Source organism: Rivibacter subsaxonicus (assembly GCF_004217215.1).
GTDB classification, from domain to species: domain Bacteria; phylum Pseudomonadota; class Gammaproteobacteria; order Burkholderiales; family Burkholderiaceae_C; genus Rivibacter; species Rivibacter subsaxonicus.
Map to the genome: position 1 here is coordinate 664,321 of NZ_SHKP01000005.1, position 22,371 is coordinate 686,691.

Consider the following 22,371-nt stretch of genomic DNA (forward strand, 5'->3'; position numbering starts at 1 on the left):
GCTGCGCAACGTTGCATGAACAATGAATCGGCGCCTGTGGCGCCATGTCATGGCGCTCAGCGCCAGGCGTCATCGTTCATCAACTCACTCGTACACCTCGGCCTCGGGGTCGGTCGCCTCGAGCTCGTAGCTGGCCGCCAGCATCGCCAGCCGGCCGATCACGCCGTACATGTAGAAGCGGTTCGGTGCGCTGGCGCCGGGCTTGTCGCCCGGGCGCGGCAGGTGGTTGCTTTCGGCAAAGGCCAGCGGCACGAAGCTGGCGCCGGGCGAGTTGAGGTTCTCGTCGATGCCGCGCTCGGCGTGCACGCGGTAGAAGCCGCCGACCACGTATCGGTCGATCATGTAGACCACCGGCTCGGCGACCGCGTCGTTGACGCGCTCGTAGGTCGGCACGCCCTCCTGGATGATCACCTCGGACAGCTCCTGGCCGTCCTTGATGGTGCTCATCTTGTTGCGGGTGCGGCGGTTGAGCTCGTCGAGATCCTTGGCGTCGCGCACCGTCATGATGCCCATGCCGTAGGTGCCGGCGTCGGCCTTGACGATCACGAAGGGCTTCTCGTTGATGCCGTATTCCTTGTACTTGCGGCGGATCTTGCCGAGCAGCGCGTCGGCGTGCGTCTGCACGCACTCGATGCCCGAGCCGTCGGCGAAGTTGACCTTGCCGCAGCTGGCGAACATCGGGTTGATCAGCCACGGGTCCATGCCGAGCAGCTTGGCGAACTTCTTGGCCACTTCCTCGTAGGACTCGAAATGCTGGCTCTTGCGACGCACCGCCCAGCCGGCGTGCAGCGGCGGCAGCAGGTACTGCTCGTGCAGGCCTTCGAGCACCTTCGGGATGCCGGCGCTGAGGTCGTTGTTGAGCAGGATCGTGCAGGGATCGAAATCCTTGAGCCCGAGCCGGCGCTTGCCGCGTACCAGCGGCTCGACGGTCAGCGTGCTGCCGTCGGGCAGGTTGAGCGTGGTGGGCTCGGTTACCGCCGGGTCGAGCGAGCCCAGGCGCACGTTGAGCCCGGCCGCGCCGAAGATCTGGATCAGGCGCTGGACGTTGGTCAGGTAGAAGGTGTTGCGGGTGTGGTTCTCGGGGATCAGCAGCAGGTTCTTGGCCTCGGGACAGATCTTCTCGATCGCTGCCATCGCCGCCTGCACCGCCAGCGGCAGCATCTCGGGCGTGAGGTTGTTGAAGCCGCCCGGGTAGAGGTTGGTGTCGACCGGCGCCAGCTTGAAACCGGCGTTGCGCACGTCGACCGAGCTGTAGAACGGTGGCGTGTGCTCCATCCATTCGAGCCGGAACCAGCGCTCGATGGCTGGCATCGACTCGAGGATGCGTTGCTCGAGCTCGTTGATCGGGCCGTTCAGTGCGGTGATGAGGTGCGGGACCATGGCGAACTCGGGCGGTGGCGGGGGATCGATCGATTCTAGGTAGTGTGACCAGATCGGGGCTCGCTGGCACTTCCCAAGCCCGCCCCAATGAAAAGAGCCGCCCTGGGGCGGCTCATGTGTTGCCGGGTGAGCTGGCGCTCACCCGGGCGTTGCGCGCGATCAGTTGTGATACGCGGTCTCGCCGTGCGAGGTGATGTCGAGGCCTTCGCGCTCGGCTTCCTCGTTGACGCGCAGGCCGATCACGAGGTCGGTGATCTTGAAGGCGACCACCGCGACCACCGCCGACCAGACGATCGTCACCACCACTGCCTTGAACTGGACCCAGACCTGCGCGGCGATCGAGTAGTCGGCCGCGGTGACCATCGTCGCCGTGACCCAGTCGGCCACGTAGCCGGGGCCACCGAGTGCGGGCGAGTTGAAGACACCGGTCAGCAGCGCACCGACGATGCCGCCGACGCCGTGGATGCCGAACACGTCGAGCGAGTCGTCGACCCGCAGCATCTTCTTCAGGCCGGTCACACCCCACAGGCAGGCAAAGCCGGCGACCAGGCCGATCACCAGCGCACCGCCGATGCCGACGTTGCCGCAGGCCGGGGTGATGGCGACCAGGCCGGCCACCGCACCGGAGGCGGCGCCGAGCATCGAGGCCTTGCCCTTGATCAGCGCCTCGCCGATGCACCAGGCCAGGACCGCGGCGGAGGTCGCGAGCAGGGTGTTGATGAAGGCCAGTGCCGCGAAGCCGTTGGCTTCGAGTGCCGAGCCGGCGTTGAAGCCGAACCAGCCGACCCACAGCAGCGAGGCACCGACCATCGTCAGCGTCAGCGAGTGCGGCGTGAAGGCTTCCTTGCCGTAGCCGATGCGCTTGCCGATCATGTAGGCGCCGACCAGGCCGGCGACCGCGGCGTTGATGTGCACCACCGTGCCGCCGGCGAAGTCGAGTGCGCCGGTCTGCCAGATGAAGCCGGCCTTGGCGGTCATCGCATCAGCCACTTCCTTGGAGGCGTAGGCATCCGGGCCCATCCAGAACCAGACCATGTGGGCGATCGGCGCGTAGCTGAAGGTGAACCACAGGGTCATGAACAGCAGCACCGCGCTGAACTTGATGCGCTCGGCGAAGGCGCCGAGGATCAGGCAGCAGGTGATAGCCGCGAAGGTCGCCTGGAAGCAGGCGAACATGATCTCGGGGATGTAGACGCCCTTGCTGAAGGTCGCCGCGTTGGCGAAGGTGCCGGCCGCGTTGTCCCAGATGCCGGCCATCAGCAGCCGGTCGAAGCCGCCGATGAATGCGTTGCCCTCGGTGAAGGCCAGGCTGTAGCCGTAGACGAACCACAGCACGACGATCAGCGAGAAGGTGACGAACACCTGCATCAGCACCGACAGCATGTTCTTGCTGCGCACCAGGCCGCCGTAGAACAGCGCCAGGCCGGGCACGCTCATCATGATGACGAGCAGGGTGGCGACGATCATCCAGGCGGTGTCGCCCTTGTTGGGCACCGGCGCGGCGGCCGGCGCGGCTTCGGCTGCCGAGGCTGCTTCGGCCACCGGCGCGGCGACGGCCGAGGCGGCTTCCGCGACCGCGGCGACTGCCGCCGGGGCCGAGGCGGCGTCCTGCGCGATCGCGCCGCCGGCCAGGCCGATCAACGCGAAGGCACCCAGCGCCAGGGAGGCAATGAGTTTTTTCATCATGGTTGTCTCTTTATGGGTGGCTGATCAGAGGGCGTCCTTGCCGGTCTCGCCGGTGCGGATGCGGATCACCTGCTCGAGGTCGCTGACGAAGATCTTGCCGTCGCCGATCTTGCCGGTGCGGGCCGAGGCCTCGATGGCTTCGATCACGCGATCGACGATCGCGTCGTCGACCGCCGCTTCGATCTTGACCTTGGGCAGGAAGTCGACCACGTACTCGGCGCCACGGTAGAGCTCCGTGTGGCCCTTCTGGCGGCCGAAGCCCTTGACCTCGGTCACCGTGACGCCCTGGACGCCGATCGCGCTCAGGGCCTCACGCACTTCATCAAGCTTGAAGGGCTTGACGACGGCGGTCACCATCTTCATGTCATCTCTCCTTGGATAAAACTGGTCAGTTCATGCCGCGTGCAGCGCGTGCGACCGTGGGCCATGCGAGCCCGTCAGAACGTCTTGCCGAGCGAGGCCACGACGCCGGTCTTGCCGCCGCCCTTGGTGAATCCCGACTCGGCGGTGGTGAAGAGGTCTTTCTCGCTGGTGCCGACCACCGCGAGGCCGAGGAGCCACCCGCTCAGGTCCTTGGTGACGCCGAGCTTGTAGTCCGAGACGCTGTCGTCGATCAGGCCTACCTGCGTGCCGTCCTTGATCGACTGGTAGCCGTAGTGGGCGCTGATAGCCCAGCCGTCGGCGAGCGGGAAGCTGCCGCTGAGGTCGAGGTACCAGGAACCCTTGGTGTCGACATCGGCATAGCTCGGCGGCTTGCCGATCGCAAAGAAGTGCGTGGTCGCGATGTACCACTTGGCCGAGATCGGGCCGTAGGAGCCTCCGACGTAGAGCTCGCCATTGCTGATCTTGGTGCTGTCGAGCGCGCCGGACTTCGGATAGAAGTAGTAGATGTAGCCGAGGTCGAGGCCGAAGTCGCCGAGGGCCATCTTGTAGCCGCCGTAGAAGTCCATCTCGAGGCTGGCGCCGTTGAACAGCGCCTGCTCGACGTTGGAGTTCCAGTTGCCGAGATAGAAGCCCGAGCTGTGCGCGACGTCGAAGCCGCCCTGGAAGGCCGGCCCGTAACCGGTCTGGGTGAAGCCGCGGAAGCGGTAGTCGCTGTAGAGGCCGGCATTGCCGGTGACGCTCCAGTCGGGCGTCGGCGCGGCGGCAGTCTGCGCGAGCGCCGACAGCGAACTCAGGGCCAGTGCGGCGGCCAGCGCGACGTGTGTTCTCTTGATCAAGGCTTCTCCCGGGTAGTTCTTTAGGCGTGGACAGGGTGTCGCCCCGGCTTCTGCACGATCCATGCCAATGCGCTGTTTCGGGGCCTGATGCCGCGTGACGGGGCGCAATGCGAACGAGATGCCCCGTGCGGGTGCGTCTTCACGACCGCAAGGCTCGTCGACGCACGCCAACGGTGCGGCCCCACCCGCCGGTGGGATGGCTGCGGCCGGGCGGGCTGCAGAAGATCGCCGCATGTCGCTTGCGATCGTCCACAGCCGTGCGCTCGACGGCCTCCATGCACCGGAGGTCAGCGTCGAGGTGCATCTGGCCAACGGCTTGCCCAGCTTCACGCTGGTCGGCCTCGCCGAAACCGAGGTCAAGGAGGCGCGCGAGCGGGTCCGCTCCGCGCTGGCCACCAGCGGCTTCGAGTTCCCGAGCAACAAGCGCATCACCGTCAATCTGGCGCCGGCCGACCTGCCCAAGGAGGGCGGCCGGTTCGACCTGCCGATCGCGCTCGGCATCCTCGCCGCCAGCGGCCAGATCGACGCCGCCGCGCTCGAAGGCTTCGAGTTCGCCGGCGAGCTGTCGCTGGCCGGCGAACTGCGGCCGGTACGCGGTGCACTGGCGATGGCGCTGGCCTTGCGTCGCAACGGCCCGGCGCGGCAACCGGTGCTGCCGGCGGCCAGCGCGGGCGAGGCGGCGCTGGTGAGCGGGCTGCGGCCGCTTGCGGCGAGCCACCTGCTCGAGGTCGTGGCGGCCTTCCTGCCAGGCGACTCGGCACGCCCGCTGCCGCTGGCGTCGGCGCCCGCGACCGAAGCCGGGGCCGAACTGCCCGACCTGCGCGAGGTGCGCGGCCAGCAGGGCGCCAAGCGGGCGCTCGAGATCGCCGCCGCCGGGGGTCACAGCCTGCTGCTCGTCGGCCCGCCCGGCACCGGCAAGTCGATGCTGGCGCAGCGCCTGGCCGGACTGCTGCCGCCGCTCGACGAGGACGAGGCGCTGGAGTCGGCCGCGGTGCTGAGCCTGGCCGGACCTTTCGATGCGCGACGCTGGCGCCGGCGCGTGGTGCGCTCACCGCACCACAGCGCCTCGGCGGTGGCGCTGGTCGGCGGCGGCTCGCCGCCACGGCCGGGCGAGATCTCGCTGGCCCACCACGGCGTACTGTTCCTCGACGAGCTGGTTGAGTTGCCGCGCGCCGCGCTCGAGGCGCTGCGCGAGCCGCTCGAGACCGGTCGCATCACGATCTCGCGCGCTGCGCGCACGCTCGAGTTCCCGGCGCGCTTCCAGCTGGTCGCGGCGATGAACCCCTGCCCGTGCGGACATGCGGGTTCGCCTCTGCACCACTGCCGTTGCAGTCCCGACGTGATGGCGCGCTACCAGGGACGGCTGTCGGGGCCGCTGCTCGATCGACTCGACCTGCAGGTCGAGGTGCCGGCGTTGCCGCCGCGACTGCTGGCGGCTGCGCCCGACGGCGAGACGAGCGCAGCGGTGGCGCTTCGGGTGCAGCGCGCGCAGCAACGCCAGCGTGCGCGCCAGGCCGGGCTCAACGCCGCGCTGACCGGCGTCGCGCTCGATCGGCATGCTGCGCTCGACGCCACCGGCAGCCAGTTCCTGCAGACCGCGGCGACGCGGCTAGGTTGGTCGGCGCGCGCCTATCACCGCGTGCTGCGCGTGGCGCGCACGATTGCCGACCTGGCGGGCCGCGACGCGATCTCGGTGTCCGATCTGGCCGAGGCGGTGCAGTTGCGACGTGGCCTGGCGACGAACTGAAGACCAGGCCCGGGCGGACATAGGGGTGCCGCCCGCCAGGGGATTGGACAGGCGAGGTCGCGGCACTATTGTTTGGCGGCCAGTCCACAGGAGCAGATCATGCCCAGCCTGATCCATCGACTTTGCGTCGTCGCCCTGCTGATGTTGACGGCGCTGAGCGCCCGGGCCGTCGATACGCTGTTCGTGCGGGAGGAACTTGGCCTGTCCTTCTTGCCGACGTCCACGAGCTTCCTGCTGCCGCTCGACGGAGCGTCGAGTGTGTACGCGAACGTGGACGATGACTTGTTCTCGCTCGCCTACACCGGGGGCTACTTCGTCATGAAGGCGCTGGCCGACAACGAGGTCTGCGCTTGTTTGCCTTATGGCCTCGACATCTACCGCGCCGGGGGCGCGTACATCACGCCAGCACACCTGGACGCCACGACCAGCCTCGACTTCGTACCCTGGTTCGAGTTCCCGACGAGCGCCGGCGAGGAAGTGCGCATCAAGATTGCCGCCGTACCCGAGCCCTCGGTGCTGGCGATGCTGGCAGCCGGCTTGGCCCTGCTGTGGGCCGCGGCCGCCAGAAGGGGACGCGCGCTGCGACAACGGATCGACTAGCCGCCTCAGGCTGTCGTCTTCCTGCAGGCAACCGCGACGGCGGTCGCCTGCGTCGCATGCTTGGCCCAGTCGTCGATGCGGTGTGTGATTTGTCACGCCGACGGTGTCGCGCCGGCCGCCTCTAGGGATGGCTGCGAAAAGTGCGGTGGCTACCGTGACAAGAGCATTACAAGGATCGCGCCATGTCACACGCCCCTCTCCGCCGTCTGCTCCTCGTCATGGTCTTCCTGGCCGCCGCGGGCGGTGCACATGCCACGCAGGCCATCGTGGTGCAGGAGGAGTTCGGCTTCTCCTTCCTGGCCGGCGAGAGCTGGTTGTTGAGACTCAACGGCGCGAGCCAGCGTTATGACCACTTCTTCAACATAGCCTTCAGCGACGGTGCGTTCGTGCTGACCGCGTTGAAGAACAACAACGTCGCGAGCGAGCCCTCGCTGCCCTACGGCCTGGATGTCTACTGGGCCGGCCGGCCACGCATCACGCCCGACGAGGAACACTCCACCAGCCTGGTGTTCATTCCATCGCAGATGTTTCCCGACCAGCGCGGCGAGTCACTGCGCATCGTGCTGCACAGTCCGGTGCCCGAGCCACGGCAGCTGAGCCTGCTGGCGGCGGGGATCCTGACGTTGCTGCTCGTCGCTCAGGCCAGGAAGCCGAGATTGCGCCGGCTGGCGTCGAAGTTGACCAGGTTCGGCAGCAACTCCAGCAACTGAGCATCGCTCAGGCCGAACCAGCGGCCGAGTGTGGCGGCGTACTGGTCGACCGAGGTCTCGGGCAGCATCGCGCCGTTGCCGATCTGGTTCGGGCTCGAGAACACGCCCCTGGCGTCGGCCGTGCCGAGTTGCGGGAAGTTGCCGTAGAGATCGCCACCCTTGACCGCGCCGCCCATCACCAGATGGTGTGAACCCCAGCCGTGGTCGGTGCCATCGCCGTTGCTGGTGAAGGTGCGGCCGAAGTCGGAGGCGGTGAAGGTGGTCACGCTGTTGGCCATGCCCATCGCCGTCAGCGTGCCGTTGAAGTAGGCCAGCGCGTGCGAGATGCGGGCCATCAGGTCGGCCTGGCTGCGGTTCTGGAAGTCGTGGGTGTCGAAGCCACCCATGCTGACGAAGAAGACCTGGCGATTGACGCCGAGCGAGCCGCGGGCGCCGATCGTGCGCGCCACCACCTGGAACTGCTGGGCCAGGCTGTTGAAGGCCTTGGCGCCAGTGAGCGGGTTGTCGTACTGCAGCAGCGGATCGGCGCCGGCGCTGTAGTTGCCGGTGGCGGGGGCGGTGCCATAAGGCGCGCCGCCGGCCGCCGGCAGGCTGGCGCCGAGCTGGGCCTCGGCGCTGATCGAACGGGCCACGACGCCGGCATGGTCCTGTTCGAGCAGATGGCTCGAGCGTGAGCTGCTCATGATCGAGCGCATCTTGTCGAAGCCGACCGTCGAGCCGAACAGCGTGGTGCCGGTGCCGCCGATGCGGATCGCGCCGTTGCTCGACACCTGGTACTGCAGCACGTCGCGGCCGGCCAGCCAGACCGAGTTGCCGGAGGCCGAGATCGCGCTGAACACCGACTTGCCGTGGTTGCTGGCCAGCAGGTCGGCCATGCGGCCGCCCCAGCCGTTGACCGCGCCTTCGGGGGCGAAGGCCTGCCAGGTCGACTGCTGGTCGTTGTGCGAGAAGAGCTTGGGCGGCTTCGCGAAGCTGCTGTTGCCGTAGTCGGCCTTGCTGGTCGGGCGGATCAGCGGTCCGACGTTGGGCAGCACCGCCAGTCGCCCACTGTTGAAGAGGTCGCGCACGCCGCTCATCAGCGGATGCACGGCAAAGCTGCGGCCCTGGTTGTTGAGCACGTTGATCGGCAGGACGCCGCCCAGCCGCGCCGGGCTGCCGAGGGCGGCCGCGGTGTCGGCCGCGGTGCCGGCGGTGCGCAGCGCGATCGGATCGGGCATCTGGTTGCGCACCGTCGAATAGGCGCTCCACGAGGCGCTGTCGGTCGGCAGCACCATGTTGTAGGCGTCGTTGCCGCCGAACAGGAACAGGCAGACCAGTGCCCGGTAGTCGCCGGTGCCGCTGGTCTGGGCCGCGGCGCTGCCGAGTGTTGCCAGGTTGAGTGCGAAGGGCGCGGCCGCGCTACCCACCATCGACAGCGCGCCGGCATGGCGCAGGAACTCGCGGCGCGAGGCGTTGCTGAGCTTGTTCTTCATCGCTGCGCTCACTTCTGCACGAGGAATTCGGGGGACACCAGCGCCAGGTAGACGGCGAGCCGCACCCGGTTGAGCTTGGCGGCGTCGATCTGGGCCTGGTTGCTGCCGCTGCTGTTGAGCACCGGGATCGCGACCGACACGACCGCCGCCTCGATCTCGGTCTTGAGCGCCGCGTTCATCTGGCTCGCCATCAGCTTGCGGTTGACCAGCTCGACCAGTTCGGCCGGCTTGTCGGCCAGCGGCAGCTCGGCGCCGTAGTTCGGCTGGATGTCGTTGCGCCTGAGCGTGGCGCCGTAGCTGCCGACGCCGCTCTGCACCGCGGCGCGCATGTAGTTGGCGTAGCCGGCGACGCTGCTCTCGTGCGTGATCTGCATCTCGGGCACTGCCAGTCCCTGCGCGCCCGACAGCGTGCTCGGCGGCACGTAGCCCGGGCGGTAGAAGTTGAAGACCGAGGGCGAGCGCATCGCGCTCTGGCCGAGCTGGGTGCCGGCATCGTCGGTGCTGGCGAGCAGGAACTTGCCGCTGTCGGACACCGCGCCGTAGGCGCGCAGGAAGGCGCTCAGGCGCAGCACCGGCTCGCGCAGCTTGCCGGCCTTGGGATCGGTCAGCGCGGCCGCGCTGCGCGCCTCGGGGTCGAGCAGCACCGCGCGCACCACGGCCTTGAGGTCGCCGCGGGTGCCGCTGCCGTTGTCGGCGAAGACGGCGCTGACGCGCGCCACGTAGGCCGGGCTCGGGTTGCTCGTCACCAGGCGCTGGATCAGCTGCTTGCCGATGAAGGGGCCGACGTTGGGATGCGCGGCCAGCGTGTCGAGCGCCACCTTCAGGCTCGCGGCCGGGTCGGCGCCCGACTGCGCGGCGATCGTCTTGCCGAGGAACTTCTTCTCCGACACCGAGTGGAACTTCGCGTAGCCCTGCATCGGCTGCCACTGGCGGTCGACGTCCTGCGCGCTCGAGCTGCCGTAGAAGCGGTTGTCCGAGGTGTCCGGGCCGTACCAGCTCCAGCCGGTGAAGACCTTGGCCAGGCCGCTGATGTCCTCGGCCGTGTAGGTGTCGAGCGGCTTGCCGCTGGCATCAAGCTTGGGCGTGCCGTCGGCATTGAGCTGCACCAGGCCGATCGAGAACAGCTGCATCACCTCGCGGGCGAAGTTCTCGTCGGGCACGCGGCCGCTGCTCGCGTTCTCCTTCTGGTTGCGCAGGTGGCTCAGGTACAGGCCCATCATCGGGTGGCGCGCGACGCCTTCGAGCAGCTCGCGATAGTTGCCGAAGGCATGCTGGCCGAGCATGTCCATGTAGCCGGCGACGCCGCGCGTGTTGTCGGACACCGTGCTGTCGTTCATCGAGATCACGAAGATCTGGCTCAGCGCGAACGCCACCCGCTGGCGCAACTGGTCTTCGCCGCCGATGGCCTGGCGGTAGAAGCTGTTGAGCACCTCGTTGGGGCCGGCGCTGCGGGTCGCGTCGAGCGCCTTGAGCTCGGCGTTGGCGGCGTCCCAGTTCAATCGATGCGAGCTCTGCGGCCTGGCGAACTGCTCGTTGAGCCAGCTGCCGTAGCCGAGCGCCACGACGCGGTCGACCTCGGTCTCGGTCGGGCCGAAAGTCGACTGGGCGAGGAAGCGACCGGCATCCTGGCGGGTCGGCGGTGGCAGGCTGGCCTCGGGCGTGGCGCCGGAGTCGCCGCCGCCGCTGCCGCCACAGGCCGCGAGCAGGGCCGCGGCGCCGATCGCCAGCGCCGCAAGGCGGGCGCGTTGTGCTGATCCGAACATGGGTCTCCCGGGCATTGGCTGGTTGGGGCGCGTCTTCCGGCACGGCCGGTAACACGCTTGGGGCTCAGCCCCACGGGGCAGCTTTCATGCCGGCCAGGCAGCGGCCCAAGCAGCCCATATGACGTGACGAATGTCACGAATGAAGCCTGGCCAAAGGGGTCGAGCTGGCGGCCTGCGTCAGCCTCCGGCGCCACGGGGCGCGTCGATTGGCATCTAGGTAAGGATCTGCAACCTGTGGCGCGGGACGCTTCGCGCCCCGCGTCGGGTCACAGCAGCGGCGCCAGCGCTCGCCGCGCGTCGTCGAGCGACAGCCCGCAGCGCCGCGCCCAGTCCTCGAGCTGGTCGCCGCCGATCTTGCCGACGTTGAAGTAGGCCGCCTGCGGATGTGCGAGGTAGAAGCCGCTGACGCTGGCGGCCGGCGTCATCGCCATGCTCTCGGTCAGGCCCATGCCGATCTCCTCGCCGGCCAGCACGCGGAACAGGTCCCGCTTGACCAGGTGATCGGGGCAGGCCGGATAGCCGGGCGCGGGACGGATGCCGCGGTACTGCTCGGCGATCAGCTGCTCGTTGGAGAGCTGCTCGGCGGCGGCGTAGCCCCACAGCTCGGTGCGCACTCTTCTGTGCAGGGCCTCCGCAAAGGCCTCGGCCAGGCGGTCGGCCAGCGCCTTCAGCATGATCGACGAGTAGTCGTCGTGGGCGGCCTCGAACTGGGCCACCTTCTTGTCGATGCCGATGCCGGCGGTCACCGCGAACAGACCCACGTGGTCGGGTACGGTGCCGGCCGGCGCGACGAAATCGGCCAGGCAGCGGTTGGGGCGCCGCACACCGTCGACCACCGGACGCTCGCTCTGCATGCGCAGCCCGCGCCAGTGCATCAGAACCTCGCTGCGCGACTCGTCGGCGTAGATCGCGATGTCGTCGTCGCCGACCTGCGCCGCCGGGTACAGCGCCATCACGCCGTTGGCCGTGAGCCAGCGGCCCTCGACGATCTTCTTCAGCATCGCCTGGCCGTCGGCCAGCACCTTGCGTGCGGCCTCGCCGACCACCGCGTCCTGCAGGATCGCCGGATTGGGGCCGGCCAGGTCCCAGGTCTGGAAGAACGGGCCCCAGTCGATGAAGGCCGCCAGTTCGCCAAGATCCTGGTTGCGGAACACGCGACGGCCGATGAACCTCGGCTTCGCCGGCGTGTGGCCCGACCAGTCGATCTGCGTCTTGTTGGCACGCGCCTGCGCCAGCGTGACCAGCGGTGTGGCCTTCTTGTTGGCGTGCAGCGCGCGCACCTTCTCGTAGTCGAGCGCGAGTTCGCTCAGGAAGCCATCGGCGCGCTCCTCGCTGAGCAGGTCGGAGCAGACGCCGACGCTGCGCGAGGCGTCCGGCACGTAGACCACCGGGCCTTCGTAGTGCGGAGAGATCTTGACCGCGGTATGCACGCGGCTGGTCGTCGCGCCGCCGATCAGCAGCGGGATCTTCTTGATGCGGAACCAGTCGTCGCGCTGCATCTCCGCGGCCACATGCTGCATCTCCTCGAGGCTCGGCGTGATCAGGCCACTCAGGCCGATGATGTCGGCGCCCTCGACCTTGGCGCGCGCGAGGATCTCCTCGCAGCGCACCATCACGCCCATGTTGACGACCTCGAAGTTGTTGCACTGGAGCACGACGGTGACGATGTTCTTGCCGATGTCGTGCACGTCGCCCTTGACGGTGGCGATCACGATCTTGCCCTTGGCGCGCGCCTCGCCGCCGGCCTCGACCATCGCCGCCTTCTCGGCCTCGATGTAGGGCAGCAGGTGCGCCACCGCCTGCTTCATCACGCGCGCCGACTTCACGACCTGCGGCAGGAACATCTTGCCGGCGCCGAACAGGTCGCCGACCACGTTCATGCCGGCCATCAACGGCCCCTCGATCACGTGCAGCGGGCGACCGCCGTCGCGGCTGATCTGCTGCCAGACCTCCTCCGTGTCCTCGGTGATGAAGTCGGTGATGCCATGCACCAGCGCGTGCGAGAGCCGCTCGGCCACCGGCAGCGCGCGCCAGGCCAGGCGCGCGCTGTCGTCCTTGGCGCTGCCCTTGACCGCATCGGCGATCTCGAGCAGGCGCTCGGTCGGCGTGCGCGCCGGCTCGCCGTCCTTGAGACTGGGCTGGCGGTTGAGCACCACGTCCTCGACCCGCTCGCGCAGCTCGGCGTCGAGATCGTCGTAGACGCCGACCATGCCGGCGTTGACGATGCCCATGTCCATGCCGGCCTGGATCGCGTGGTACAGGAAGACCGTGTGGATCGCCTCGCGCACCGGCTCGTTGCCGCGGAACGAGAAGCTCACGTTGCTGACCCCGCCCGAGACCTTGGCTCCGGCCAGGTTCTGCTTGATCCAGCGCGTGGCGTTGATGAAGTCGACCGCGTAGTTGTCGTGCTCCTCGATGCCGGTGGCGATCGCGAAGATGTTGGGGTCGAAGATGATGTCCTCGGGCGCGAAGCCCACTTCATCCACCAGGATCTTGTAGGCGCGCGCGCAGATCTCGGTCTTGCGGGCAAAGGTGTCGGCCTGGCCCTGCTCGTCGAAGGCCATGACCACCGTCGCCGCGCCGTAGCGGCGGATCAGGTTGGCCTGGCGCCTGAACTCGGCCTCGCCTTCCTTCATCGAGATCGAGTTGACGATGCCCTTGCCCTGGATGCAGCGCAGCCCGGCCTCGATCACGCTCCACTTGGAGCTGTCGATCATGATCGGCACGCGCGCGATCTCGGGCTCGCCGGCGATCAGGTTCAGGAAGCGAACCATCGCCGCCTGGCTGTCCAGCATGGCCTCGTCCATGTTGATGTCGATCACCTGGGCGCCGTTCTCGACCTGCTGGCGCGCCACCGCCAGCGCGTCCTCGAAGCGGCCCTCGAGGATCATCCGCGCGAAGGCCTTCGACCCGGTGACGTTGGTGCGCTCGCCGATGTTGAGGAACAGCGTGCCGGCGCCGATGGCCACCGGCTCCAGGCCCGAGAGGCGCAGCGGGGGGATGATGTCGGCGACGGGGGCGGAGAGCGGATTCATGCGGAACAGACGACCGGGCGGCAACTCAGGGTCCCACGACGCGCGCCGGCTGCTGCGGTCACCCGCGGCACGTCCGCGGGACGCGTGGGGTGAGCGCCGTTGCTGCGGTCGCTTGTCTTGGAGGACGGTACGACCGGGTCCCGAGCCTGGCAGGCGGTGATGGCTTCACTACCTGTCGCAACGCTCCTCGGGAGCCCGCATTTTAGGCCGTCCGGGGACTTACAAAGCCTCACGGGAATTGCTCGATGCGCGCTAACCTGTGCCGATGACGAGATTGCCAAGCTCATTGTTCCTGCTGCTCGTGGCCGCGCTGGTCGTCGGCTGCGCCACGCCGCCCGCACCCTCGCCGGGAGCACCGACCGCGCCCACGCGGCCCGCCGCCAGCGGCCTGTCGCCGGCACTCGAGGCCCAGCGGCTGCGCCTGACCGATGCGCTTGCCGGAACGCCGGTGCTGGTGGTGGCGACCGATGCCGGCCAGTTGCTGGTCGAGGTTCCGCTGAAATTCGCCTTCGACGCCGGCCGGGCGACCGTCAAGCCGCCGCTGGCGGCGGTGCTCGATCAACTGGCCACAGGCTACAAGCCGCAGGCGCAGCTGACCGAGTTGCGCATCAACGCGCCGGCCGACGACAAGGCGGCCACCGCCTTGGCGCTGCAGCGCGCGCAGGGGGTGCGCGATCACCTGGCCACCCGTGGCGTGCCGGCCAATCGCGTCGTGGGCCTGGGCCGCGTCGAGCGGCCGGTGGTCGAGATCCTGATCAGCGACCGGCCGCGCTGAGCGGCCGTCGGCTCAGGCCGTTGCCTCGGCCAGCGCGCTGATCCAGCGCTCCTGCCGCGCGCGCGGCCGGTAGCCGCCGACCCGCTGCGCGATCGCCGCGATGTGCTCGGGCGTGGTGCCGCAGCAGCCACCGGCGATGTTGAGGAAGCCGCTCTTTGCGAAGTCTTCCATCAGCCCGGCGGTGACCGGCGGCGTCTCGTCAAAGCCGGTGTCGCTCATCGGGTTGGGCAGGCCGGCGTTGGGGTAGCAGCTGATGAAGCAGTCGGGCGCGGCCTTGACCAGCTCCTCGAGGTAGGGCCGCATCAGCGCGGCGCCGAGCGCGCAGTTCAGGCCCACCGCGATCGGCTTGGCGTGGCGCACCGAATGCCAGAACGCGGTCACGGTCTGGCCGCTGAGGATGCGGCCCGAGGCGTCGGTCACGGTGCCAGAGATGATCACCGGCAGCCGCTCGCCGGTGTTCTCGAACAGCTCGTCGATCGCGAAGATCGCGGCCTTGGCGTTGAGCGTGTCGAAGATGGTCTCGACCAGGAACACGTCGGCCCCGCCCTCGAGCAGCGCCTTGCCCTGCTCGTAGTAGGCCGCGCGCAGGGTCTCGAAATCGACGTTGCGCGCGCCCGGGTCGTTGACGTCGGGGCTGATGCTGGCGGTGCGCGGGGTCGGGCCGAAGGCGCCGGCGACGAAGCGCGGCTTGTCTGGCGTGCTGAACTTGACGCAGGCCGCCTTGGCCAGCTTCGCGGCCGCTACGTTCATCTCGTAGGCCTCGGCCTCGAGCCCGTAGTCCTCCTGCGCCACGGTGGTGGCGCCGAAGGTGTTGGTCTCGATCAGGTCGGCGCCGGCCGCGAGGTAGGCCTCGTGGATCGACGTGATGACATCGGGCCGCGTGAACTGCAGCAGCTCGTTGTTGCCCTTGAGATCCTTGGCATGGTCGGCGAAGCGCGTACCGCGATAGTCGGCCTCGCCGAGCTTGAAGCGCTGGATCATCGTACCCATCGCGCCGTCCAGGATCAGGATGCGCGCGCGCAACAGCGCGGGCAGTTCGGCGGCACGGGTGTAGGCGAGGGACTTCATCGGCCGATTGTAGAAAGCCGGGCCTTGCCCCTGCCGCGAATGGTCTAGTGGAGGATGACGGGCTGTTGCGCCAGCGGGCTGTAGCGTCCGAGCCAGGCGTCGATCTCGTCGGTCGACGGCGACGTCTCGACCAGTGCCTCGACGCTGAGCTTGAACTCCTGCGCCATTGCGCCCTCGAGAAAGAGCTGCTTGCCGGCCAGCTTGTCGACGATCTCGTAGCCGCCGCGGCGCAGCGCGGGCTCGAGCAGGCCGCCCGGCACCGCGAGCGAAAGCCCGTCGCCGGGGGCGTCGCGGGTCGGATCGTCGGCATCGACGTCGATCTGGACGACGGCGAAGTTGTCGGAGTTGTAGAGCATCAACATGAGGTTCCCCTGCGCTGCATTGCCTGTCAGATGCGGGCGGGGCGCCGAGGTTCAAGCCATTTCGCTGCCGGCGGCGCGGGCGCTACTCGGCCGACTGCCAGAGCAGCTCGAAGGGTTCGCTGTTGCCATCGCTCAGGCGCGCCTTCAGCGGCAGGTGGTGGTGGCCCGGGTGCAGCCAGAACTCGGCCCGCGTGCCGTGCGGCGAGTCGGACTCGCGCAGGAACTTGAGCGCCTGCACGGTCTCGCCGCCTTCGGTGCGGATGCCCTCGGTGCCTTCGTAGCGCAGCGACCAGTGCGCCTCGTCGCCGCGCGCGCCCACCACGTGCACCAGCACATGGTCGCCCACCGCCGGCGGCCGGCCCCAGGCCTCGGCGATGGCCGCCAGCTGCACCATCACGCTGAGCCGGTCCTGCGTGCCCCGGTGCAGCGGCACCGCGTTGGTCGAGCCCGAGAACGTGACCTCGCCGCTGCCATCGCCGGCGCGCTGGAAGTTGGCGGCCTGTTCGCTGCGCCGCAGCCGCTTGTCGGTAAAGCGCAGCGGCGCCAGCCCGGCCGCTTCAAGGCTGCCACGGCTGTTCTGGGTGATCAGCGTGCCGACGATCGGCACCTTGCCTTCGAGCCGGAGGCTGTAGCCCTGTGCCTCCGGCCGCCAGACCAGGCTGCCGCTGCCGCTGACGCCGCCCCGGCTGAGCCGGTAGCTGATGGTGGCCGCGGGTGGCATGCGGGTGCGGTAGACCGGCGGTGGCGCCGCGGGCTCTGGCTCGGCGGCACTCGCGGCGGCCGGCGCGGCGGGTGCCGAGGCCGCCTCCGGCGCTGCCGGTGGCTCGACCGCCGCGGTCGTGACGGCGCCGCCGGCCCTCGGGTCGAGCTTGGCGTTGACCTTCACCGCCTGCGTCGTGCGGCTTGCAGGCAGTGCCGATGCTGCCGGCGCTGCCGGAGGCGCGGGCAACTCGAGCTGCGCGGCCGGCTGCACGACCGGTGGCGATGGGCCGGTGCTCCCCGGCGTCGACAGCAGATCGAGCGCCGCCGCCGGCTTCGGATTCGAGGCTGGAGGCGTCGCGGCGGGCCTGGTCCGCGCCAGCATCCAGAAATGAACACTCAACACGATGGTGGCGATCGCCGACAGCGCGAGGCGGGTGCGCGTCTTCATCGACGCCATTGTCATCAGCTTTGGCTTGGCACGTGGCGCCGCCGCGATCCCTACACTGCGCAGCTTCGGCGCCCGCCGCGCATCCTGATTCGCACGCCCCATGAAACTCGCCACCTACAAGGACGGCTCGCGCGACGGCCAGCTGGTCGTCGTCTCGCGCGACCTCTCGCTCGCCCACTACGCCACCGGCAGCGCGACCCGGCTCCAGCAGTTGCTCGACGACTGGAACTTCATCGCGCCGCAGCTGCAGGAGCTTTCTCAGACCCTCAACCACGGCAAGGCGCGCCACGCCTTCCCCTTCGACCCGGCCATGTGCATGGCGCCGTTGCCGCGCGCCTACCAGTGGGCCGATGGCTCGGCCTACCTCAATCACGTGGAGCTGGTGCGCAAGGCGCGCGGGGCCGAGGTGCCGGCCAGCTTCTACAGCGATCCGCTGATGTACCAGGGCGGCAGCGACGACTTCCTCGGTCCGCGCGACGAGGCGGTCTTCGGCTCCGAGGAGCAGGGCATCGACTTCGAGGCCGAGATCGCGGTGATCACCGGCGACGTGGCCATGGGCGCCACGCCCGACCAGGCGCTCGAGGGCGTTCGCCTGCTGATGCTGGCCAACGACTGGAGCCTGCGCCAGCTGATCCCGGCCGAGCTGGCCAAGGGCTTCGGCTTCTTCCAGAGCAAGCCGGCGACCGCCTTCAGCCCGGTGGCCGTGACCGCCGACGAGCTCGGCGAGGCCTGGCGGGGCGGGCGCCTGCACCTGCCGCTGCGTTCGGACTGGAACGGCCGCCAGGTCGGGCTGTGCGAGGCCGGACCGGAGATGACGTTCCACTTCGGCCAGCTGATCGCCCACGTCGCGAAGACGCGCAACGTGCGCGCCGGCAGCATCGTCGGCTCCGGCACGGTGAGCAACAAGGACTGGAGCCGGGGCTACAGCTGCATCGCCGAGAAGCGCTGCATCGAGACCATCGAGGGCGGCGCGCCGGTCACCGAGTTCATGCGATTCGGCGACACGATCCGCATCGAGATGACCGCCCGGGACGGCCAGAGCGTGTTCGGCGCCATCGAGCAGCGCGTGGCGCCGACCGAGGGGGGTTGAATCCGGCGTGCCGGCCGCGGGAGCCGGTGCTAGAGTGAATCAGGGCCGTCGCAACGGTCCCTCACAACACCAGGAGATCCGCACCATGGCCGCCAGCGCCCCCGACTTCGCGAAGATGGTTCCCGGCTTCGACTTCCTGCAGGGGCTGGTCAAGAACGCCGGCTCGGTGCTGCCCAACATCGGCCAGTGGGTGGCGCCGACGCTGAACCCCGAGGAGCTCGAGAAGCGCATCGAGGAACTGCGCACGGTGCAGTTCTGGCTCGAGCAGAACGCGCGCATGCTCGGCGCCACGATCCAGGCGCTCGAGGTGCAGCGCATGACGCTGTCGACGCTCAAGACCATGAACGTGCAGGTGGCCGACCTGCGCGAGGCGATGAAGATCCGGCTGCCCGAGACGGAGCCGGCCCCTGCGCCCGAGCCCGCGGCGGCACCGGCCGCCAAGCCGCGCGCGAGCAGCCGCCAGAAGAAGGCGGCGCCCGCCGCCCTGCCCGGCAGCGTGGTCGACCCGATGCAGTGGTGGGGCGCGCTGACCAAGCAGTTCGGCACCCTGGCCACGCAGGCAATGAAGGACGCCGCCAGCGACTCGGCCAAGAACCTGGCCAACAGCCTCGTCAAGCAAAGCTTCAGTGCCGCCGAGCAGACGCTCAAGGCCGGCGTTAACGTCGGCATGGCGCCGGCGCGCAAGGCGGCCGAGGTGGCCGGCGCCGTGCGCACCAACGTGGCTCGCGGCGCGGCCGAGGCCAAGCGCCAGCGCACGACCGTGGCTGCCGGCAAGAGTGCCAAGGCGGCCGCCCGCAAGCCGGCCCGCAAGCGCGCGACGAGCAGCGCCGGCTGAAGCCGCAGCGCCCTAGTGCAGTACCGGGCCCCGACACCATGACCACGCTCGTCGCTCCACGCTTTGCCGCCGCGCATGCGATGCACCCCGACTGGCGCATGGCGCTGTCGCTGGTGCTGGCCCAGCTCGATCCGCTGGCGCCGCCCGCGCCGACGCTTGGCTGGTGCTATCTCGCCGACCATCACGCGCCGCATGCCGACGAGTTGCTGGTCGCGCTGCGCGAGCGCTGGCCCGGTTGCGCCTGGGTCGGCGCGGTCGGTGTCGGGGTCTGCGCGAGCGGGGTCGAGTACTTCGACGAGCCGGGGCTGGTGCTGATGCTCAGCGACCTGCCCGCGGCCCAGTTCCGCTTGTTCTCCGGGCGCGAACCCCTGGCGGCACAGGTCGGCTTCACGGCGCATGCGGCGCAGGTCCATGCCGACCCGGGCACCCAGGACCTGGCCGAGCTGGTGGCAGAGCTTGCCGAACGCACCGACGGCGGCTACCTGTTCGGCGGCCTGGCCTCGAGCCGCACGCGTGTCGTGACGCTGGCCGACGGCGTCTTCGAGGGCGGGCTCTCGGGCGTGGCCTTCGGCGCCGACGTCGCGATGCTGTCGCGCGTGACGCAGGGCTGCCAGCCGGTCGGGCCGGCGCGGCGCGTGACGGAGGTCGAACGCAACGTGGTGTTCGCGCTCGACGGCCAGCCCGCGCTCGACCTGCTGTTCGCCGACCTCGGCGTCAGCGAGGAGCATCCGCGCGAGGCGCTGGGCGCGCTGCGCCACACCCTGGTCGGCGTCTCCGATGGCGACGCGCGGGCGATCACGCATCCGGGCCAGTTCGGCACCGACGTTCGGGTGCGGCACCTGGTCGGCATCGACCCGGGCCGGCGCGGCATCGCGATCGCCGACCACGCCGAGCCCGGCCAGCAGATCGCCTTCTGCCGGCGCGACGTCGAGGCGGCACGGCGCGACCTGGTGCGCATCGCCGCCGAGATCCGCAGCGAGCTGGAGCCGGAGGAACTGGGCTATGACGCCGACCAGTCCGGCGGCGCCGGCGCGCGCCGCATCGTCGGTGCGCTCTATGCGAGCTGCACCGGTCGCGGAGGTCCGCACTTCGGCGCGCCCTCGGCCGAGATGCAGATCCTGCGCCACGCACTCGGTGGCGACGTTCCGCTGGCGGGCTTCTTCGCCGCCGGCGAGATCGGCCATCGCCATCTCTACGGCTACACCGGCGTGCTGACGGTGTTCACGGCGCCCGCCTGAGCCGCTTGGACAAACTCATGCGCGCGTGCTCGCCGGCTGCCTGCTTGCTGTCGATGCTCGGCGCGGCAACGGTGGTTGCCGCGCAGGAGCCGGCGCCGCGCGAGATCGTGCAGCAGCGCCTGCCCGACGGTCGCGTGATCTTCACCGACCGACCGCTGCCCAACGCGAAGATCGAACGCAGCTGGCAGGTCACGCCCGATGACCCGGGCGCCGAGGCGCGCCGGGCTGCCGCGCAGCGTGACGCCGCGGCGGTGACCGAGCGCATCGCGCGCCAGACCGAGGCCGAACGCGAGCGACAAGCCGAACGCCAGATTGCCGCCGATCGCGCCGCGGCCGCGCGCGCCGAGCGCGAGGCGGCCGAGGCGAGGCTGCGTGCGGCGGAGCAGGCCTCGGCCGACATCGGCAACCGCAACATCCTCTGGTGGCCGTGGCCGAGGCCACCCCACCTGCGCCCGCCAGCAAGGCCGCAGCCGCAGCCGGTGCCGCCGCGCAAGCTCGAGCAGCCGGTGCCCGGCCCGTCGACCGGTGGCCCGCGCGGCCCACGCCAGCCGGTTGTGCCATCCGAGCCGAGCCGCTGATTGGGTGCCCGCAAGGCAAAGCCGCTTCGCTGGCGGCGGACCCAACGGCCGACCGCCAAACCCTTAAGCTCCGTCTTGTGGCGCCGATGCCGGTGGCCTGCGGGAGATTCCTTCTGATGAACGCGCCTGAAGCGCTGGCTGTCAAGAGCAGCCAGCCAACCGAGCCGACCCAGCGCCAGCGGCGCCAGGACGAGCTGGTCGCCGCGCTGGCGCCGCTGCTGCCGCCACACGCACTGCTGTGGCAGCGCGAGGACACCGTTCCCTACGAGTGCGATGGCCTGACCGCCTACCGCGAGACGCCACTGGCGGTGGCCTTGCCCGAGACCGAAGCCCAGGTCGGCGCGGTGCTGCGCGCCTGCCACGCGCTGCAGGTGCCGGTGGTGGCGCGTGGTGCCGGCACCGGGCTGTCGGGCGGCGCGATGCCGCATGCTCTGGGGCTGACGCTGTCGCTCGCCAAGTTCAACAAGATCCTCAAGGTCGACGCGCTGGCGCGCACCGCGGTGGTCCAGGGCGGCGTGCGCAACCTGGCGATCAGCGAGGCCGCGGCGCCGCATGGCCTCTACTACGCGCCCGACCCGAGCAGCCAGATCGCCTGCACCATCGGCGGCAACGTGGCCGAGAACTCGGGCGGCGTGCATTGCCTGAAGTACGGCCTCACGGTCCACAACGTGCTCAAGCTGCGCGGCTTCACGGTCGAGGGCGAGCCCTTCACGCTCGGTGCCGATGCGCTCGACGCGCCCGGTCTCGACCTGCTCGCGGTCTTCATCGGCAGCGAGGGCATGCTCGGCGTGGTCACCGAGGTCACCGTCAAGCTGCTGCCGAAGCCGACGCTGGCGCGCTGCATCATGGCCAGCTTCGACGACGTGCGCGCCGCCGGCGACGCGGTGGCCGGCGTCATCGGTGCCGGCATCATCCCGGCCGGGCTCGAGATGATGGACAAGCCGATGACGGCCGCGGTCGAGGACTTCGTCCACGCCGGCTACGACCTCGAGGCCGCGGCGATCCTGCTCTGCGAAAGCGATGGCACGCCGGAGGAGGTGGAGGAGGAAATCGGCCGCATGGTCGAGGTGCTCCAGGCCAACGGCGCGAGCCGCATCGAGGTCAGCCAGAGCGAGGCGCAGCGGCTGAAGTTCTGGTCCGGCCGCAAGAACGCCTTCCCCGCCAGCGGTCGCATCAGCCCCGACTACATGTGCATGGACTCGACCATCCCGCGCAAGCGTCTGGCCGACATCCTGATCGCCATTCACGAGATGGAACAGAAGTACGGCCTGCGCTGCTGCAACGTCTTTCACGCCGGCGACGGCAACCTGCATCCGCTGATCCTGTTCGACGCTGCCGATCCCGAGCAACTGCACCGGGCCGAGCTGTTCGGCGCCGACATCCTCGAGACCAGCGTCGCGCTCGGCGGCACCGTGACCGGCGAGCATGGCGTCGGCGTCGAGAAGCTCAACTCGATGTGCGTGCAGTTCGCGCCCGGCGAGCGCGAGCAGATGCTCGCGCTCAAGCGCGCCTTCGACCCGCTGGAGCTGCTGAACCCGGGCAAGGTGATTCCGACGCTGCATCGCTGCGCCGAGTACGGAAAGATGCATGTCAGGCGCGGCCTGTTGCCGCATCCCGACCTGCCGCGCTTCTGATCAGGTTTCTGCCCTCATGAACGCACCC

At 69.6% G+C, this 22,371-nt stretch carries 19 protein-coding genes and 1 riboswitch; of the genes, 9 read left to right on the forward strand and 10 right to left on the reverse strand.

Annotated features, from left to right (window positions below; genetic code table 11):
• Positions 1–84: 84 nt before the first annotated feature.
• The 4 genes from gshA to EV670_RS09035 all read right to left on the reverse strand — a co-directional run bounded on the left by gshA (position 85) and on the right by EV670_RS09035 (position 4,286).
• Positions 85–1,380, reverse strand: a complete 1,296-nt coding sequence (gshA, locus tag EV670_RS09020) for a glutamate--cysteine ligase (protein WP_130431502.1) — start codon at positions 1,378–1,380, stop codon at positions 85–87.
• A gap of 159 nt (positions 1,381–1,539) precedes the next feature.
• Positions 1,540–3,063 (reverse strand): ammonium transporter, encoded by a 1,524-nt coding sequence (gene amt, locus EV670_RS09025; protein WP_130431709.1) that lies wholly within the window; start codon positions 3,061–3,063, stop codon positions 1,540–1,542.
• A gap of 27 nt (positions 3,064–3,090) precedes the next feature.
• Positions 3,091–3,429, reverse strand: coding sequence for a P-II family nitrogen regulator (locus EV670_RS09030; RefSeq protein ID WP_130431503.1), 339 nt, complete (start codon positions 3,427–3,429; stop codon positions 3,091–3,093).
• Between the two features lie 74 nt (positions 3,430–3,503).
• On the reverse strand, positions 3,504–4,286 hold the full coding sequence (locus EV670_RS09035; RefSeq protein WP_165393279.1) for a TorF family putative porin: 783 nt from the start codon (positions 4,284–4,286) through the stop codon (positions 3,504–3,506).
• A 232-nt stretch (positions 4,287–4,518) separates the two neighbouring features.
• On the opposite strand from EV670_RS09035, the gene EV670_RS09040 reads away from it, so the two are divergent.
• The 3 genes from EV670_RS09040 (at position 4,519) to EV670_RS09050 (ending at position 7,343) form a co-directional block, all read left to right on the forward strand.
• Entirely contained in the window at positions 4,519–6,033 is a 1,515-nt protein-coding gene (locus EV670_RS09040) for a YifB family Mg chelatase-like AAA ATPase (protein WP_130431505.1), read from the forward strand.
• 99 nt (positions 6,034–6,132) lie between these two features.
• Entirely contained in the window at positions 6,133–6,633 is a 501-nt protein-coding gene (locus EV670_RS09045; protein ID WP_130431506.1) for a PEP-CTERM sorting domain-containing protein, read from the forward strand.
• 182 nt (positions 6,634–6,815) lie between these two features.
• Complete coding sequence (locus tag EV670_RS09050; protein ID WP_130431507.1) at positions 6,816–7,343, forward strand: hypothetical protein; 528 nt, start codon at positions 6,816–6,818, stop codon at positions 7,341–7,343.
• On the opposite strand, the gene EV670_RS09055 is transcribed toward EV670_RS09050, so the two are convergent.
• From EV670_RS09055 to metH, 3 genes are all read right to left on the reverse strand, one after another.
• Complete coding sequence (locus tag EV670_RS09055; protein WP_130431508.1) at positions 7,271–8,815, reverse strand: DUF1501 domain-containing protein; 1,545 nt, start codon at positions 8,813–8,815, stop codon at positions 7,271–7,273. The two genes, EV670_RS09050 and EV670_RS09055, sit on opposite strands and share 73 nt — an antisense overlap.
• Before the next feature lie 8 nt (positions 8,816–8,823).
• On the reverse strand, positions 8,824–10,578 hold the full coding sequence (locus EV670_RS09060) for a DUF1800 domain-containing protein (protein ID WP_130431509.1): 1,755 nt from the start codon (positions 10,576–10,578) through the stop codon (positions 8,824–8,826).
• Positions 10,579–10,844: 266 nt separating this feature from the next.
• Entirely contained in the window at positions 10,845–13,613 is a 2,769-nt protein-coding gene (gene metH / locus EV670_RS09065) for a methionine synthase (protein ID WP_130431510.1), read from the reverse strand.
• Positions 13,614–13,697: 84 nt separating this feature from the next.
• A riboswitch (S-adenosyl-L-homocysteine riboswitch) is annotated at positions 13,698–13,808 on the reverse strand.
• 91 nt (positions 13,809–13,899) lie between these two features.
• On the opposite strand from metH, the gene EV670_RS09070 reads away from it, so the two are divergent.
• Entirely contained in the window at positions 13,900–14,388 is a 489-nt protein-coding gene (locus tag EV670_RS09070) for an OmpA family protein (protein WP_165393280.1), read from the forward strand.
• 12 nt (positions 14,389–14,400) lie between these two features.
• Here the strand turns inward: EV670_RS09070 and EV670_RS09075 are convergent, their stop codons facing one another.
• The 3 genes from EV670_RS09075 to EV670_RS09085 form a co-directional block, all read right to left on the reverse strand.
• Entirely contained in the window at positions 14,401–15,456 is a 1,056-nt protein-coding gene (locus EV670_RS09075; RefSeq protein ID WP_130431512.1) for a homocysteine S-methyltransferase family protein, read from the reverse strand.
• 44 nt (positions 15,457–15,500) lie between these two features.
• Positions 15,501–15,818 carry a BTH_I0359 family protein gene (locus tag EV670_RS09080; protein WP_130431513.1) on the reverse strand — a complete coding sequence of 106 codons (318 nt, stop codon included), beginning with the start codon at positions 15,816–15,818 and terminating at the stop codon, positions 15,501–15,503.
• Positions 15,819–15,900: 82 nt separating this feature from the next.
• Positions 15,901–16,968 (reverse strand): DUF3108 domain-containing protein, encoded by a 1,068-nt coding sequence (locus tag EV670_RS09085; RefSeq protein WP_165393281.1) that lies wholly within the window; start codon positions 16,966–16,968, stop codon positions 15,901–15,903.
• Between the two features lie 100 nt (positions 16,969–17,068).
• Between EV670_RS09085 and EV670_RS09090 the strand changes: the two genes are divergently transcribed.
• From EV670_RS09090 to EV670_RS09110, 5 genes are all read left to right on the forward strand, one after another.
• A complete protein-coding gene (locus tag EV670_RS09090) occupies positions 17,069–18,058 on the forward strand; it encodes a fumarylacetoacetate hydrolase family protein (RefSeq protein WP_130431515.1) in 990 nt (329 codons plus the stop codon).
• An 85-nt stretch (positions 18,059–18,143) separates the two neighbouring features.
• The gene (locus EV670_RS09095) at positions 18,144–18,893 is read left to right on the forward strand and encodes a PhaM family polyhydroxyalkanoate granule multifunctional regulatory protein (RefSeq protein ID WP_130431516.1); all 750 of its coding nucleotides are present in this window, start codon (positions 18,144–18,146) and stop codon (positions 18,891–18,893) included.
• 38 nt (positions 18,894–18,931) lie between these two features.
• Complete coding sequence (locus EV670_RS09100) at positions 18,932–20,131, forward strand: FIST signal transduction protein (protein ID WP_130431517.1); 1,200 nt, start codon at positions 18,932–18,934, stop codon at positions 20,129–20,131.
• A 5-nt stretch (positions 20,132–20,136) separates the two neighbouring features.
• Entirely contained in the window at positions 20,137–20,709 is a 573-nt protein-coding gene (locus tag EV670_RS09105) for a hypothetical protein (protein ID WP_165393282.1), read from the forward strand.
• A 116-nt stretch (positions 20,710–20,825) separates the two neighbouring features.
• Positions 20,826–22,343: an FAD-linked oxidase C-terminal domain-containing protein gene (locus EV670_RS09110; RefSeq protein ID WP_130431519.1), complete on the forward strand. Its 1,518-nt coding sequence runs from the start codon at positions 20,826–20,828 to the stop codon at positions 22,341–22,343.
• Positions 22,344–22,371: the final 28 nt, after the last annotated feature.